The following is a 15,249-nucleotide window of genomic DNA, read 5'->3' as shown; positions in this document are numbered from 1 at the left end:
GGCTTTTTGTTTATGCTCTATACTGCGAAAGCCATTGCACGGCTTCCTCTTTGCTCGTAAACATGCGGGTGGGATTCTTGGGCCTGTTCACGTGAATGTAAATGTTGGCAGCCATCTTCACCATGGGCGAAGTCACCAGAATTGCACTGGCAGCAACCCCTGTATTACCTTCGTCGGCCAGATAGTCCCGTGCTTCTTTGGTAGAGTGCTTTACCTGCGTAATGTCGAACAGACTCGGGTATACCTGCTCGCCAATGTAGTTTAATCGGTCCTGCACGCAGATACGGGCTTTTTCCAGATCAAGCTCTCTTACCTCGTTATAAATACAATACAAGATTCCCTCTCTCAAATAAAGTTCGAGGCAATCCGTTTTAATTGGACTCTTTTCGTATTCTTTTTCGAAATTTGCCATTCAAATTTGAATTGGATCTATCGTTCGCATGTTCTGCTTTATCGAGACTGCGAACATAGCAAAACACATGGCAAAGATACGACATAATAACATCATTGATACGGTTGATTCCGTACTTTCTGTTTCTAAAAAAAAGGGGATCATTCACCTGCATGCTGAAGACCAAAACCTTAGTGGTCAGCACTTAACGTTGCATGGCAAGCAGGTGCTGCACTTTGGCACCTGTGGCTACCTGGGGCTGGAGCACCACCCGCAGGTAAAGCGCGGCGCCATCGATGCCATCGAGCGTTACGGCACGCAGTTCCCGATGTCGCGCACCTACATCTCCAATCCTTTGTACCGCGAACTCGAGGTTCTGATTAAGCAACTGTACAACGCACCGGTCGTTATCTCTAAAAATTGTACACTTTCGCACCTCACCGTTATACCTAGCATTATACGCCAGTCAGACCTGGTTATACTTGACCACCAGGTACATGCCAGTGTGCAGGAAGCCGTGAAGAAGCTACTCAGCCAGGGGGTGACTGTGGAAATGGTGCGCCATAACAACCTCGAGATGCTCGAAGACCGCATTAAAAAGCAGCGAGGCAAGTTTGAGCGCATCTGGTACATGGCCGACAGTGTGTACTCCATGTACGGCGACTTCGCCCCTATCAAAGACCTGATTGCCCTCGCCGAAAAATACGAGCAGCTATACCTGTACGTGGACGATGCGCACGGCATGAGTTGGGCTGGCAAACATGGTACAGGCTATGCCATGAGCCAAATGCCGGATGGTCTCTACCGCAAAATGATCCTGACCGCCAATCTGGGCAAGGCCTTCGGCGCCTGCGGCGGCCTGTCACTCTTCCCGAATGAAGAATGGTATAACAGAGTAAACAACTTTGGTGGCCCCCTCACCTTTTCGGTGCAGATAGAGCCTGCCACGCTGGGAGCCGCCATTGCATCGGCCAAAATACACCTGAGCGACGAGATCTATACCTACCAGCAGGAACTGCAACGCAAGATCGCCTATTTTAACCACCTCCTCAAGCAAACCGATCTGCCCCTGGTACACGAAAGCGAGAGCCCGATCTTCTACATCGGCACCGGCACCATGGAAATGGGCAACCACCTGGTACAGGCCTTGTTGCAGGATGGCGTTTATGTGAACCTGGCTACCTTCCCGGCTGTACCGGCCAAGAACATCGGGGTGCGCATTACCATCTCACTCACCAATTCAGACGAAGACATCGAAGAACTGGTACGCAAGCTGCAGCTGCATTTCCACCTGGCACTGGCCGCTACTAACCAGACGCAGGAGAATATCCGAAAGGCCTTTAAGATGGCGCCGCCTGCTCAGCCCCTTGCACCGGCAGTTGCTCAGCCAACTTCTGCCAGCGGCATCAGCCTGCAGCGCTATACTTCCATCACTCAGATCGAGGCAGGGCTCTGGAACAAGCACCTGGGCCGCCGGGCTATGTTTGACTGGGAAGGCATGCACTTTCTGGAAGATTCGTTCAGCAATAACCCTGAGAAGGAAAACAACTGGGATTTCCGCTACTACACCGTGCAGGACCCGGAGGGGAAAGTGGTGTTGTTGACCTTTGCCGCCATTGCTTTGCTTAAAGAGGACATGTTTTCGCAGGCCTCTATCTCCAAAGCACTGGAACGCGAACGGGAAGCCAACCCCTATTACCTCACCACCACCGGCATCGTGCTGGGCAGCTTGTTCACCGAGGGAAACCACCTCTACCTGGACCGTACCAGCCCATACTGGAAAGAAGCGCTGAAGGCACTGTTATCGGAGCTGAGCAAAGAGCAGGAAGCGAACCAGGCCAGCAGCATCCTGCTTCGCGACCTCGACGATAAGGATCCGGAACTGGATGAATTTATGGTGGAGCAGGATTTCGTGAAAATGCACCTGCCGGAGTCTTGTGTGGTCGAGGATCTGAACTGGACAGATGAGGATGGCTTCAGAAAGACGCTCTCCAAGAAAGGACGCGAGAACTTTGTGCAGAAGATCAAGCGCAATGAGCACTTCTACGACGTGGTGGTCAAAGACCAGCTCGACGCTGAAGAGCTGCAGCACGCCATGGCTTTGTTCCGCAACGTGAAAAACAACAACTTCGCCATCAATAACTTTTTGTTTCCGGAGAAGATGTTTCAGCAGCTCAACGAAAGCAAGTCCTGGGAATTTATCGTACTCTATATAAAAGAGGAATACTCGATCAGCCGCAAGCCGGTAGCCGTTGCCTTCTGCCACAGAAATGTCGCGAATGTGTATAGCTTTATGCTGATCGGGATGGATTATGAATACCTGATGACTTACGGGGTATACAGGCAGACGCTTTACCAGGTAATAAAGCGCGCCAATGCCCTGCAGTGCACACAGGTAAACATGGGAATATCGGCCACTATCGAAAAGAAGAAAGTAGGCGCAACTCCTTATCCCAAAGTTGGCTATTACCAAAGTAAAGACAACTTTGCACTGGAGATGATGGGTGCCACCTTTGCCATTGAAAAAGAATAGGTCAATAACACCGGGAGCGGTGAAAAAACGAAGCGAGTGAAAGTACTAAAAGAGCGAATAGAGGAGATCATGTCCCTGATCACCGAGGTTGCCAGCGGAAACTTCGACTACCAGATCGAAACTTCCGAAACAGGCGACGAAATGGATGCCGTGATTGCAGGTATAAACATGCTGGGGCAGGAGCTCAAAAGCTCCACGGTGTCCCGGGACTTTATGGAGAGCATTTACCGCGGCGTGGTGGACATGCTCCTCGTACTCAATGCTGACTTTACGATCCGGTCCGTAAACGAGTCCCTGGAAGAAGCGCTGGGCTACCGGGAAGATGAACTGCAAGGCAAGCATTTGTCGGTGCTGCTCCCCAAAGACCATGTGCCGACGCTGGTGTCGCTGATGGAACAGTGCCGCTCCCAGGACAAGTGCCTGAACAAGGAGTTGCAATTCAAAACAAGGCAAAGCCAGCCAGTGCCGGTTTCCTGCTCTTTCTCCCACATCCGCAACAGCCACAAGGAAGTAGACGGTGTGCTGATCGTGGCCAAAGACATCACCGAACTGAAACAGAACGAGAAAGCACTTCGCAAGGCCAAACGCAAAGCAGAAGCTGCCAACGAGGCCAAAAGCAATTTCCTCTCCAGCATGAGCCACGAGATCAGGACGCCGCTCAATGGCATCATGGGCTTTACGGACCTGCTGCTGGGCACCGAGCTGAACGACACGCAAAAACAGTACATCAACCTGATCAAATCGTCGGGCACTACGCTCACCAAACTGCTCAACGACATCCTGGACCTCCACCGCGTAGAGCAGAACAAAATTTATCTGGAGGCCATCCCGTTTGAGCTGCGCGAAAACCTGGAGGCCAGTCTGGGCCCGTACCGGCACCTGGCCGAGAGCAAGGGGCTGCGCTTTGACTGCGCCTTTGATCCTAGTGTGCCGCAGTGGGCGATCGGTGACCCGACCCGCATCAACCAGGTGGTGATCAACCTGGTGAGCAATGCCATCAAGTTTACAGAACAGGGCAGCATTGAGGTGCTGTTCAAGGCCGAGCAGCTGCCCGACGATGAGCTGCTGCTCTACTGCTCTGTGAGTGATACCGGCATCGGTATACCTGCCAGCAAGCAGGCCCTGGTGTTTGAGTCTTTTACCCAGTCCGACCAGTCTACCTCCCGCAAGTACGGCGGCTCAGGGCTTGGCCTGGCAATCAGCAAGAAGTTAGCCCGGCTGCTGCAGGGCGACCTGCAGGTGATCAGCCCATTGCCCGGCCAGAAACAGGGTTCATTGTTCTGGTTTACGATCCGACTTAAGCGCATGCAGGTCAGGCAGCCTGTGCAGCAGGAAGTGGAGGACGACAGTAACTACCGGGTGCCTGCAGGCAAGCACCTGCTCGTAGTAGATGACAATGAGATCAACGTGATGCTGCTCGAGACGGTGCTCGAAAACTTCGGGGCGAAGGTAACTGCTGCTTTCAGCGGGCAAGAGGCCATCGACCTGGCACGCAAAGACAAGTTTGACCTCATCTTTATGGATGTGCAGATGCCCGGCATCAGTGGCCTGGAGGCAGCCCGTATGTTGCGCCAGGAAAAATGTGACACGCCGATCATCGCCTTTTCGGCCAGCGCCTACAGCAGCGACATCGAAAACAGCCTGGCTTCGGGCATGAACGACTACCTCTGCAAACCCTTCGAGCAAAGCGACCTTGTTGGGCTGCTCAGGAAGTGGGTATAGCCTCTCGTTTCAAACGTATGTCCTGTTTCATCCGTAAAACAAGGTATAAGATTTATATAAATTTAAAGTCTAAAATACGATGAACGAAACAGAATATAGAACCAGAGGAAACTGGAACGAAATGAAAGGCAAGATCAAGCAGAGTTACGGCGACCTGACCGATGATGACCTGACCTACGACGAAGGCAAGCAGGACGAATGGCTCGGCAAACTGCAGCAGAAGACCGGTAAGGCGAAAGGCGAACTCAAAAAATGGATCGATTCGCTGTAAGCTGACAGCTTTTTGACAAGTACAAACACCCCGCACAGGCTACGGCCTGCTGCGGGGTGTTTTTTTATATCCGCACATTCGTGCATCATGTTATAACGAATATTGCTTTTATATTAATTAAATATATCCTATATTCAACGAAACTAACCTATTCACCTTTAAACTACATGTTGAATTATGGGAAAAAAACTACTATCCATCATTTTACCGCTTATGGTGCTCTGGTCCGCCAGCGCCTTTGCCCAGGACAGGGCAGTAAGCGGTAAGGTGACAGAAGCCTCGTCAGGCAATGGCCTGCCCGGGGTGAGTGTTGCCGTCAAAGGCACAACCATCGGCACTGCAACGGACGCGGAGGGTAACTATCAGGTCCGGGTACCCGATGCCAATGCCACCCTCGTGTTCCGCTACCTGGGCTATACCACCCGTGAGGCAGTGGTGGGCAACCAGAGTACAATCAATGTAAGCCTCCAGACCGACACCCGCCAGCTCGACGAGGTGGTGGTGACGGCCCTCGGCATCGAGCGTAGCGAGCGCTCCCTCGGCTATGCCACGCAGCAGGTGCAGGGCGACAACCTGACCTTCACCAAAGAGCAGAACGTACTGGGCTCGCTTGCAGGTAAAGTAGCCGGTGTGCAGGTAACAGGCTCTTCGGGCGCCAGCATGGGCGGCACCCAGAAGATCAAGATACGTGGCGTTAACTCGATTGCCGGCGTAGACCAGCCGCTGATCGTAGTGGACGGCACCCCGATCTCCAACGCCAACTTCGCCGGTGCCGACCAGGCGGACTACGGTAACCTGGCACAGGACATCAACCCGGAGGACATTGAGTCGGTGAACGTGCTGAAAGGCCCTGCGGCCTCTGCCCTGTACGGTATCCGTGGGCAGTATGGCGTGATCATGATCACCACCAAGAAAGGTCAGAAAGGCCCTAAAAAGGTAAGCGTGCAGCTTAACTCTGCCTTCTCGGTGGAGCGTGCCGTAAACTTCATGCCGATGCAGAACATGTACGGCGGCGGTTCCAGCCAGACCTGGCGCACCCTGCCAAACGGCGATAAGTATGTAGACGTGTCCGTAGATGAAAGCTGGGGCCCTAAAATGGACGGTACACCGGTTCGCCAGATCTTCAGTTTCTACCCACAGGATCCGGAGTATGGTCAGCTGACACCTTTCGTACCGCATCCTGACAACATCAAAGACTATTACGAAACAGGCTATAACCTGAACAATGGCGTGACCATCACGGGTGGCAACGAGAACAGCACCTTCCGCCTGAGCGTAAACGACACCCGCGTAGAGGGTGTGGAGCCGAACACCTGGCTCAACCGTAACAACGTGGGCGTAAGCGGCAGCCTGGACCTGTCTAAAAAGCTGACAGTGTCGACCAACATCAACTACGCCCGCAACAATGCCCAGCGTCCGTCGCAGGGATCGGAGTACGGTGCCCGCTACATGGTGCAGTGGTTCCAGCGTAACGTGGACATGAAACGCATGAAGAACTACCGCTACGCCGACGGCACTTTCCTGAACTGGAACCTGCGCCGCCCAAGCACAGCTACAGGCGAGATCACCAACTTCAACCCGCTGTACTGGAACAACCCTTACTTCGAGGCATACGAGAACATCAGCAATGACAACCGCGAGCGTGTATTCGGCGACGTGGGTCTGACCTACCAGATCCTGCCTGACCTGAAAGTGAGCGGCCATGTGCGCAACGACAGCTATACCCAGAACATCGAAACCCGCCAGGCCTTCGGCGGCAGGAGAGTACCTCAGTTCACGACAGGCAAATACCAGGGCCGCGAAACGAACTTCGAGTTGCTGGCGCAGTACACGAAGCAACTGGGTGATTTCTCGCTCAACGTGAATGCCGGCGGTAACCTGTTCGACACCCGCTACACGGCGCTCTACATGGGCTCGGTAGGTGGGCTTGCCACACCGGGCTTCTACCACATCGACGGCTCCATTGACCGTCCTACTACCAACCAGACACTTCGCCGCAAGCAGATCCGCAGTATGTACGGGATGGCCTCGGTGGGTTATAAAGACACCTATTTCATCGACGCTTCCATTCGTAATGACATCTCCTCTACCCTGCCGCCAGAAAACAACTCCTACTGGTATCCATCAGTATCAGGTAGCATGGTGTTCAGCGAGTTGATCGACTGGTCGCCGCTTTCATTCGGTAAGATCCGGGCCAGCTACGCACAGGCAGGCTCTGACCTGAGCCCGTATTTCACCACACCTTTCTACAATGTAGGCACCGTGTATGCCGGCAGCCCGACTGTTAACACGCTGTCTGTTCCGGACAACCTGAACAACCCGCACGTAAGACCTTCTTTCGCGCACGCTTACGAAGCCGGTCTCGACCTGCGCTTCCTCAATGGCCGCATAGGACTCGACCTGACACTGTACCAGTTGAAGAACAAAGACCAGATCCTGCAACTGCCTATCTCAGGCACCAGCGGGTATAGCACTACCACGATCAACGCCGGTCTGATCCAGAACAAAGGTATAGAGGTAGTACTCAGCGGCACACCAATCCAAACGAGCAACTTCACCTGGAACACATCCTTCAATGCGAACCGCAACCGCAACATGGTCGTGGAGCTTCACCCGGATGTGGATGTGCTGACGCAGTACTCTACCACCTACTCTTCTGTTACTTCCTACCTCAACCACTATGAAGGCAAGCCTTATGGCAGCCTCGTAGGCCAGGCGTATCAGCGTGACCCTGCCACCGGACAGAAACTGATCGGTGCGAACGGCATGCCGCTGTATACTGACGCGACGCATGACTTTGGCACGGTGCAGCCTGATGCGACAGGTGGCTGGCAGAACATCTTCCGTATTTGGAAGGTTGACCTCTCTGCCATGATCGACTACCAGTTCGGTGGCCAGTTCTTCAGCCGTTCTAAAATGCTGGCGGTGCGTACCGGTCAGGACCCGATCACGGTGGCAACCAACGACCGCGGCGCGAATGTGCGTGATCCGCTGGAAGAAGGCGGTGGCGTGAAAGTAGAGGGCATCTACGCACCAGGCACGATCGTGGGTGGTGTGGATGTGAGCGGACAGCCGGCCTCTAACTACGTAAACGCCCAGTCTTACTACAACACCGTAGTAGGTCGCCGTGTGTACGAAGAGTGGGTATATGACGCCTCCTACATCAAGCTGCGTGAACTGCGCCTGGGCTATACCCTCGACAAGTCTATGCTAGGCCGTCTGCCGTTCCAGAGCGTAGGCGTTGCCGTGTTCTCCCGTAACGTAGCGCAGCTGTGGCAGAAAGCCCCTGAGGGCATCGACCCGTCTGAGATCTCAACCGGCTCCCAGTCCATCAGCTGGTACGAGTCAGGTATGACCAACTCTGTGCGCTCTTACGGCATTAACCTAAACATTACTTTATAAGGAAGATGAGAATGAAGAAAATATATGCAGTGCTATTGTCGTGCTTTATGCTGGCAAGCTGCGACAAGTTTGATGAGGACATCAACATCAACCCGAACCAGCCGAGCAATGCTTCCGGCACCCAGCTGATCGCCAACTCGGCGCTCTCGCTGTCGAGCCTGAGCTCCTCGCCTTCGGCCCAGTTCCATGCCCAGTACCTGTCCGAAACACAGTATCCGGGCGCTTCCCTCTACCCGGAGGGCGGCACCAGCTTCTACTGGATCTACCAGGGGCCGCTAATGAACCTGGAAACGGTGCTGACGTCAGATAACCTGAGCGCTACGGAAGGCCCGGTGAACAACCAGCTGGCGGTAGCCCGTATCCTGAAGGCCTACTACTTCTGGCACGTGACAGACCGTTGGGGCGATGTCCCTTACACGGAGGCCCTGCGAGGTTCCGAAAACTTCACCCCGAAGTATGACACCCAGGAGTCGATCTACAACAGCTTGTTTGCACAGCTGGAGCAGGCTAATAATGAGATCACGGCCGGCAACATCTCCAACGACATCATCTACAACGGGGATGTGAACAAGTGGAAGCGCCTGGCCAATACCATCCGCATGCTGATGGCCCTGCGCCTGTCTGAGGTAGACCCTGCCAAAGGTGCCGCCGAGTTTAAGAAGGCGCTGGAAGCCGGTATCATGACCTCCAATGCCGACAACCTCGCGTTCCGCCACCTGGCCGACGCCAATAACCAGAACTACTGGTTTGGGCAGGTATCGAACCAGAACCGGGAATGGTGGGCACTGACTGAGCGACTCGTAAACGAACTGAAGCCGGTAGAAGACCCACGCCTGCAGGTATACGGCGCACCCGCCCGTACCTCCGGTGAGTATGTGGGCTTGCCATACGGCCGCGTGGAAGGTCTGCCAAACGTGACCAATTACTCGCTGCTGGGTCAGGCCATCTGGAAGCAGGACGCGCACATCCAGCTGGTAACTTACGCACAGGCGCTCTTCGCCAAGGCTGAGGCTGCCAAGCTAGGCTGGATTGCCGGTGGCGATGCCGAGGCTGAAGCCAATTACAACAAAGCCATTGAGCAGTCGCTCCTGCAGTGGACGGGCAGCGCAGCCGGTGCCTCAGACCTGTTGAGCCAGGAAGGTGTGGCCTACGACGCGGACAATGCCATTGAGCAGATCGCGACGCAGCGCTGGATCCACCTGTTCATGCACGGCTACGAAGCCTGGGCCGAATGGCGCCGCACGGGCTATCCTGCCAATTTGGTGGAGCCAGACGGTGGCCGCGCCGTACCACGCCGCAACAGCTACCCGGCCAACGAAGCCTTCAACAACGCCGCCAGCTACAATGAGGCTGTGCAGCGCCAGTTCGGCGGACAGGACAACCTCTACGGCCGCGTATGGTGGGATAAGTAAGTTTAGATTGTTTGAGTGTGTTACAAGACGCCGCTCTCCTGATGGGAGGCGGCGTTTTTGTTTAAGCTGTTTTCAGCCATTCCAGCCCTTCGCGCTCTATCAGGAAGTACTGTGTGTCAAAAAACGGTGTCTGTTCCTTTACCCGGCCGTCGAGCTTCTCGTTGGTGTGCTGCTGAAAGAAATCGGTGGAAGAAATGATCGCCAGCTGCTTCAGCTTGCTCTGCGAGATCATCCGGATAGAGATAGCTGCCAGCCAGCCCTGGTCATCCATTGTTAGCACGCCCATGCGCTGGTTGTTCACGAGCAGTTTCTGCAGCCCCAGTTCCAACAGCACACGACCTGTTTCCTCTATTCCAAAGCGGTATTCGTGGCTTTGCACCGGTCGCAGCCAACGCACAAGCAGCATGGCATGCCTGACATCATGTATGATCTCTACAAAATCAGTTGAAAGGCAACATACCTGCTGCAGATTTTCGGGTGGTGTAATGGTATGTTTCATCGAAATTGCTCCTGCCAGCCAGCGCACAGGGCCTTAAAAATACAAATATCAATTCCAGAAACCCCTTCTCACTGCCCAGTCAATTATTTTCATTTTTTTTGACTCGCACGATACAATATAAGAAGCTCCTGCATCGCAAATTAAACCAAGCGCACTTATTTCCCTATTTTTTTTTGCACTATTTTTTAACGCCTGAAGCTACAGTGTATTAATTACGTATTAAATTGAAGATTTAAATATATACAAAATGCAATAAACATGAATGTACTCAGAATCGGAAGCCGGGGCGATGACGTCCGGAAGTGGCAGTATTTTTTGATTGGGCAGGGGTATGACCCAGGTATAGCCGATGGCATTTTTGGGGAGAAGACCAAAGCAGCCACCATCATTTTTCAGCTGGAGCATATCCTGCAGTCCGATGGCATTGCAGGCAACAAGACAACAGGTATGGCGATGACGCTGGGCTTTGGGGTATTGGCCGATGACCGCACAGGTATACTGAGTGCTCACTGGCCACCGCGTCCTCCTTTCCGGCCACTGCTCAGCCATGCCGACCGGGCCCGGGTATTCGGCTATTTCAATTACCTCCCCCACCCTCTACCTGGCAACCCCGAGAACATCCGCATCACCGACGGCTGGGACCGCCGCCACATTATACCGGTGCAGGTGCCGCAGCTTATACCTGTCAAAGGCAGCGCCACGGTCTACTTCCACCGCTTTGCCGCCGACCAGCTGGTGCAGCTCTGGCGCGACTGGGAACAGGCCGGTCTGCTGCACCACGTGCATACCTGGGAAGGCTCTTTTGTGCCGCGCTTCGTACGGGGCAGCCGCAGGGTGCTCAGCAATCATGCCTTCGGTACGGCTTTCGACATCAACTACGCCTGGAACAAGCTTGGCACCCAACCAGCTTTGGTCGGGCAGAAAGGATCAGTACGGCAGCTCGTGCAGATCGCCCACTAGAATGGGTTTTACTGGGGCGGGCATTTCACACGGCAGGATGGGATGCATTTTGAGGTGGCTTGGGTGGGGTGATGATTCGCGATTCGCGAATTGCGAATTGACTATTAAGGATTCCAATTTGCTATAGCTTCCTTCATTTGAGCTTTATTCATTTCAAATTGCTTGGCTCTATGCCCATTAGCTCCAGAAGGGTGGGGAAAGCCTGTCAATACAGAGTTGTTATTTAATTTTCCTGTGACTTTCAGCATTGTAAAGACATCATCTACATTCTTACCCAATGGGATCACCAAAGAGTTTGTAAAATGATTCATCTCTGGTATCAGGTTCGCCTCAATTTGACTCCAGAGCAACTGACTTTTCAACGGTGATGGTAAAGAGCCTGTATAGTTCTTTCCGTTATTGAAAACCGGATATCTCAAAGCTGATGTTGAATGCAACAGATCATTATCAATGTCAAACAGTTCAGCTGTTGAATTCAGACTCAGCTTATACTGTAGCCCTAGTTCATCCAGCATATTAATTAGATTGAAACGCATGGAACCTGCGAAACTCGATTCAGATTTTACTTTTCTAAACGCTTCATCAAGAGTAGTTCCTTTATTTAATTCTTCGATTGCGGTTCTAAAAGACTTTTCCATCTGAGTCCAGCCAGGGGTTATACCTACAATTACCACAGAAGCATCTTTATTGATGTAATCAAAAGGAGCATAATATACAATAAGATTATTCTCTGAAGCTATCAAATACTCTTGCTTCATCAAATCTACTTTGGCATAGATGTCTTTGATTGCCTCAGCCCTTAATTTTTCGACAAAATTCATTTGCGCAATTTCTAGTTTCAAGATACCTCTCAGTTAGCAACACAATCGTTTTATAACAGTATAAACATTTTTTAGAATGTTATACAAAAAATTGAATTGAATAAATAGAACCATTTAATTCATTTACTATTTTATATAGTATCAAAATATTAAAAACTTGAACTATATAAATCAAGTATAACATATCCAATTCCTATATAAAATGTTACCATATAGTTGCAAACTGATATAATTTACCTAAATTAGTATTACATCACGAAACAATATTGGTTAACCTAGACTAAATTACTTCCCTCCTTTAGCTATTCTGCCTCAGAATTGATAAAGAGCAAGCGCCTCCATCAGCTACCTAGTACAAAATAAGGCTATAAAATCCAGCAGAGCAGAATCTGGTTGGGCAGAGGTATGTCTGACGGATTAGTTTTTTAGAAAAACTGCTCTTCTGGTATACCTGAAAATCTCACTTTATAACCCTTTAATTCAAGTTTTATGCAAACAACTGTACTGGATCACGAGCTTAAAACACATTTTCTTAACCTCTATTTCCTTGCCCTTTCTGACACCCAAATCGACACACAGGAGCTCGAAATGCTTTTTAAGCTTGGGCAAGAAAGAGGTATTCAAAAAGAAGAAATCGAACAGATAATTCTGCAGCCTGACAGCACAAAATTCACCATCCCACAGGATACCGTTACTAAAATTGAGTACCTCTACGACTACGTAACCATGATTCTGGCTGATGGAAAAGTGGACGAGCATGAGCATCTTACACTAAAAAAATTCTGTCTGAAGTTCGGATTCGACGAGCGTAACGTCCCAGCTATCATGCAGTTCCTGATTGAGGAAGCCATGAACGGGACAGACAAGAGAGAAATAATTGAGCAGGTAAAACAAACTTTATAGTCATGGTAAAACTATTCAAAGGCATATTCGATAGTGCAGCACCAGCCGAAGTACTGGAACGCACCCCATCCTACCAGGATTTTGTGCTGATCGACTGGTACGACGAAGGCAAAGCGAAAGCACAGAACCACGGCGCTTCCGAGACAGGACTAAAAACCTGCATTGGCAAAATCTACCATAACCATAAAGAGATTCTGCGCCAAGACGAAATAGAGCAGGAAAAGGCGAAGCAGCCTTTCCGGGTGAAGCTCAGAGAATACACGATGAAGAACGAGGTATACCACAACCGCCTCGAGAAGATCAAGCATGTAGAGGTACCTAAGATTGAGGAGAAAATTGAAGCTCTGCAGGAAGAGATCCGGGAAATGAAAAGGAACCCGCAGGATTTCATTGGCGACAAAGTTGGCAAGGCTGGTTTTGTGATCGGTACCATCATCCTCACTTTCCTTACAGTATACCTCTTCATCTTCTACAGTTCAGCATCGTTCTCCGCCTTTTTTAAAGAGTTTACAGTAGGTGAACTCGGCGTAGCCAACTCTATCTTTGACGCTCAGGCCCTCACCAAGGCTTATAGAGATGGCTTTACTGAACTCGTGCTTATCCTGACTATTCCATTTGTATTTCTGGGCCTTGGCTATTTGATCCACAAGTTCCAGGAAGTAAAGGGCTGGGCCAAATACCCCAGGATTGCTATGATGATAGCGGTAACTTTTATTTTTGACGCGATACTCGCTTACGAGATCACAGAGAAGATTTATAACATAAAAGCCGAGAACAGCTTTGACGATATCCCGCCATATACCGTAGCCATGGCATTTCAATCGGTCAATTTCTGGCTCATCATTTTTGCAGGATTTGTGGTGTACCTAGTATGGGGTTTAGTTTTTGACTTTGTGATGGAGGCCTACGGAAAACTGGACCAACTCAGCGTGATCGTAAATGCCAAGAGGGAGGAAATCGCAAAAAAGGAAGAGCAACTGCATAAGTTGGAGGAAGAAACAGACAAGTTGAATAATGTCATCGGCACAAACAACACCGAGATAGAGAAGCTGAAAACCATATTAGATCATTCTGATATCATCAAGCCAAAAGAATTGGAGCACTCCCTCATGCGATTCCTGGATGGCTGGCTTGAGTTCCTCAACTTCAATAGCCGCGACGAGGCAGCACGCCAGAACGCGCACAACCTGGTATGTGAATTTATTGAACTGAATGTTAAACCTATGCAAGCCCTTGCCCAAGACAATGAAAAATAAGCTACTATCCCTATTTCTTGCCTTCGCCCTATTCAGTTGCGGTAGTTCTGAAGAAGCCAATATTGAGAAGGCATCAGTAGAGCCACAGGCTGCAGAAGTGAAACCCCAAATGCTTAACATCAGCATTGTGTTGGATCTGTCAGACAGAGTAATACAACCTATGCAGCCCACACAGGCTGAGCGTGATATCCAGATCGTAGGCAAACTGACAGAGGTGTTTAAAAGTAACATGAAAGCAAAAGGTTCCTTTCAGTCGAAAGACAAAATAAGAGTGCTTTTCAAGCCTGCTCCGGACGACCCAAATATTAACAATATCGCAAAAAAGCTGTCGGTTGACTTGTCTAAGATGGACAACAAACAGAAGAAAGAAGTTTACGATAACATTACCACCAACTTTGAGGAAGGCTTACGGGAGATCTATACCCAAACGATTGATAGCAAAAATTGGGTAGGCTCTGATATCTGGCGTTTCTTTAAGAATGATGTGAAGGACCTGTGTATAGAGCCTAATCCTGAATACCGTAACATCGTGGTTATCGTGACGGATGGTTATCTTTATCATGAACAGTCAAAAGACCGTCAGCAAAACAAAACCTCTTACATCACACCGAAGTTTCTGCAGGATGAAGGTTTTAGAAAAGGAGACAATTGGCGTGAGAAAATGGAGAAAGACAACTATGGCTTGATCAGTACAAATCAGTCAATCGATAACCTTGAGGTGATGGTGCTGGAAATTAACGCTTCAGATTCTCACAAGAAAGAAGAAGACATTATCAAGGCTTACCTCAACCAGTGGTTCCGGGATATGAACATTGAAGATCCGGTGCTGCATACCACCGATCTACCCTCAAATACAGACAAGAGAATTGAAAACTTCTTTAGAAGCTAAAAAAAGAAAGGCCCCAAGATTGGGGCCTTTCTTTTTTTAGCTTCTATATTAGAGTTTCCAGTTATTTTAAAAGCATCAACGGTTTACAAATAGGTTCTTCAATTGCTTTAATTGTAGATCATGAGCCGAATACAATACTTATTCAGCTCAAAAATCAAACAATATCGAGCCAAATAAAAATTTTTTCGGC

The 15,249-nt window shown here is 50.4% G+C and carries 12 protein-coding genes; 9 read left to right on the top strand and 3 right to left on the bottom strand.

From position 1 onward, the window contains the following. Positions 1 to 10 precede the first annotated feature (10 nt). The gene (locus tag BW972_RS13995) at positions 11 to 412 is read right to left on the bottom strand and encodes a DUF7793 family protein (protein ID WP_449421176.1); all 402 of its coding nucleotides are present in this window, start codon (positions 410 to 412) and stop codon (positions 11 to 13) included. Between the two features lie 67 nt (positions 413 to 479). Between BW972_RS13995 and BW972_RS13990 the strand changes: the two genes are divergently transcribed. From BW972_RS13990 to BW972_RS13970, 5 genes are all read left to right on the top strand, one after another. Continuing rightward, positions 480 to 2,924, top strand: a complete 2,445-nt coding sequence (locus tag BW972_RS13990; protein WP_076422714.1) for a bifunctional aminotransferase class I/II-fold pyridoxal phosphate-dependent enzyme/GNAT family N-acetyltransferase — start codon at positions 480 to 482, stop codon at positions 2,922 to 2,924. 36 nt (positions 2,925 to 2,960) lie between these two features. Then, entirely contained in the window at positions 2,961 to 4,646 is a 1,686-nt protein-coding gene (locus BW972_RS13985) for a PAS domain-containing hybrid sensor histidine kinase/response regulator (RefSeq protein ID WP_076422586.1), read from the top strand. Positions 4,647 to 4,725: 79 nt separating this feature from the next. After that, complete coding sequence (locus BW972_RS13980; protein ID WP_007652002.1) at positions 4,726 to 4,917, top strand: CsbD family protein; 192 nt, start codon at positions 4,726 to 4,728, stop codon at positions 4,915 to 4,917. 177 nt (positions 4,918 to 5,094) lie between these two features. Further along, positions 5,095 to 8,319, top strand: coding sequence for a SusC/RagA family TonB-linked outer membrane protein (locus BW972_RS13975; RefSeq protein WP_076422585.1), 3,225 nt, complete (start codon positions 5,095 to 5,097; stop codon positions 8,317 to 8,319). 11 nt (positions 8,320 to 8,330) lie between these two features. Beyond that, complete coding sequence (locus tag BW972_RS13970; protein WP_076422584.1) at positions 8,331 to 9,731, top strand: SusD/RagB family nutrient-binding outer membrane lipoprotein; 1,401 nt, start codon at positions 8,331 to 8,333, stop codon at positions 9,729 to 9,731. Positions 9,732 to 9,792: 61 nt separating this feature from the next. On the opposite strand, the gene BW972_RS13965 is transcribed toward BW972_RS13970, so the two are convergent. Then, positions 9,793 to 10,230: a hypothetical protein gene (locus BW972_RS13965; RefSeq protein WP_143732086.1), complete on the bottom strand. Its 438-nt coding sequence runs from the start codon at positions 10,228 to 10,230 to the stop codon at positions 9,793 to 9,795. A gap of 258 nt (positions 10,231 to 10,488) precedes the next feature. Between BW972_RS13965 and BW972_RS13960 the strand changes: the two genes are divergently transcribed. Further along, the gene (locus BW972_RS13960) at positions 10,489 to 11,190 is read left to right on the top strand and encodes a peptidoglycan-binding protein (protein ID WP_076422582.1); all 702 of its coding nucleotides are present in this window, start codon (positions 10,489 to 10,491) and stop codon (positions 11,188 to 11,190) included. A gap of 104 nt (positions 11,191 to 11,294) precedes the next feature. On the opposite strand, the gene BW972_RS13955 is transcribed toward BW972_RS13960, so the two are convergent. Continuing rightward, positions 11,295 to 12,032 (bottom strand): hypothetical protein, encoded by a 738-nt coding sequence (locus BW972_RS13955; protein ID WP_083674183.1) that lies wholly within the window; start codon positions 12,030 to 12,032, stop codon positions 11,295 to 11,297. A gap of 468 nt (positions 12,033 to 12,500) precedes the next feature. On the opposite strand from BW972_RS13955, the gene BW972_RS13950 reads away from it, so the two are divergent. The 3 genes from BW972_RS13950 to BW972_RS13940 are packed head-to-tail and all read left to right on the top strand — an operon-like array spanning position 12,501 to position 15,059. Then, a complete protein-coding gene (locus BW972_RS13950; protein ID WP_076422581.1) occupies positions 12,501 to 12,914 on the top strand; it encodes a hypothetical protein in 414 nt (137 codons plus the stop codon). 2 nt (positions 12,915 to 12,916) lie between these two features. Then, entirely contained in the window at positions 12,917 to 14,170 is a 1,254-nt protein-coding gene (locus tag BW972_RS13945) for a hypothetical protein (protein ID WP_076422580.1), read from the top strand. Then, positions 14,160 to 15,059, top strand: coding sequence for a hypothetical protein (locus tag BW972_RS13940; protein ID WP_076422579.1), 900 nt, complete (start codon positions 14,160 to 14,162; stop codon positions 15,057 to 15,059). The genes BW972_RS13945 and BW972_RS13940 overlap by 11 nt, the downstream gene beginning before the upstream one ends. The last annotated feature ends 190 nt before the right edge of the window (positions 15,060 to 15,249 follow it).

The organism is Pontibacter lucknowensis, from assembly GCF_900156415.1.
In the GTDB taxonomy this organism is placed as follows: domain Bacteria; phylum Bacteroidota; class Bacteroidia; order Cytophagales; family Hymenobacteraceae; genus Pontibacter; species Pontibacter lucknowensis.
The sequence above is the reverse complement of the archived record's forward strand: the minus strand, read 5'-3'. Positions and strand labels throughout refer to the sequence as shown.

What these genes read in the sequence shown, in the direction of transcription:
- BW972_RS13995 (WP_449421176.1), bottom strand. Translation starts at nt 412, where the DNA reads ATGGCAAATTTCGAAAAAGAATACGAAAAGAGTCCAATTAAAACGGAT.
- BW972_RS13990 (WP_076422714.1), top strand. Translation starts at nt 480, where the DNA reads ATGGCAAAGATACGACATAATAACATCATTGATACGGTTGATTCCGTA.
- BW972_RS13980 (WP_007652002.1), top strand. Translation starts at nt 4,726, where the DNA reads ATGAACGAAACAGAATATAGAACCAGAGGAAACTGGAACGAAATGAAA.
- BW972_RS13975 (WP_076422585.1), top strand. Translation starts at nt 5,095, where the DNA reads ATGGGAAAAAAACTACTATCCATCATTTTACCGCTTATGGTGCTCTGG.
- BW972_RS13970 (WP_076422584.1), top strand. Translation starts at nt 8,331, where the DNA reads ATGAAGAAAATATATGCAGTGCTATTGTCGTGCTTTATGCTGGCAAGC.
- BW972_RS13965 (WP_143732086.1), bottom strand. Translation starts at nt 10,230, where the DNA reads ATGAAACATACCATTACACCACCCGAAAATCTGCAGCAGGTATGTTGC.
- BW972_RS13960 (WP_076422582.1), top strand. Translation starts at nt 10,489, where the DNA reads ATGAATGTACTCAGAATCGGAAGCCGGGGCGATGACGTCCGGAAGTGG.
- BW972_RS13950 (WP_076422581.1), top strand. Translation starts at nt 12,501, where the DNA reads ATGCAAACAACTGTACTGGATCACGAGCTTAAAACACATTTTCTTAAC.
- BW972_RS13945 (WP_076422580.1), top strand. Translation starts at nt 12,917, where the DNA reads ATGGTAAAACTATTCAAAGGCATATTCGATAGTGCAGCACCAGCCGAA.
- BW972_RS13940 (WP_076422579.1), top strand. Translation starts at nt 14,160, where the DNA reads ATGAAAAATAAGCTACTATCCCTATTTCTTGCCTTCGCCCTATTCAGT.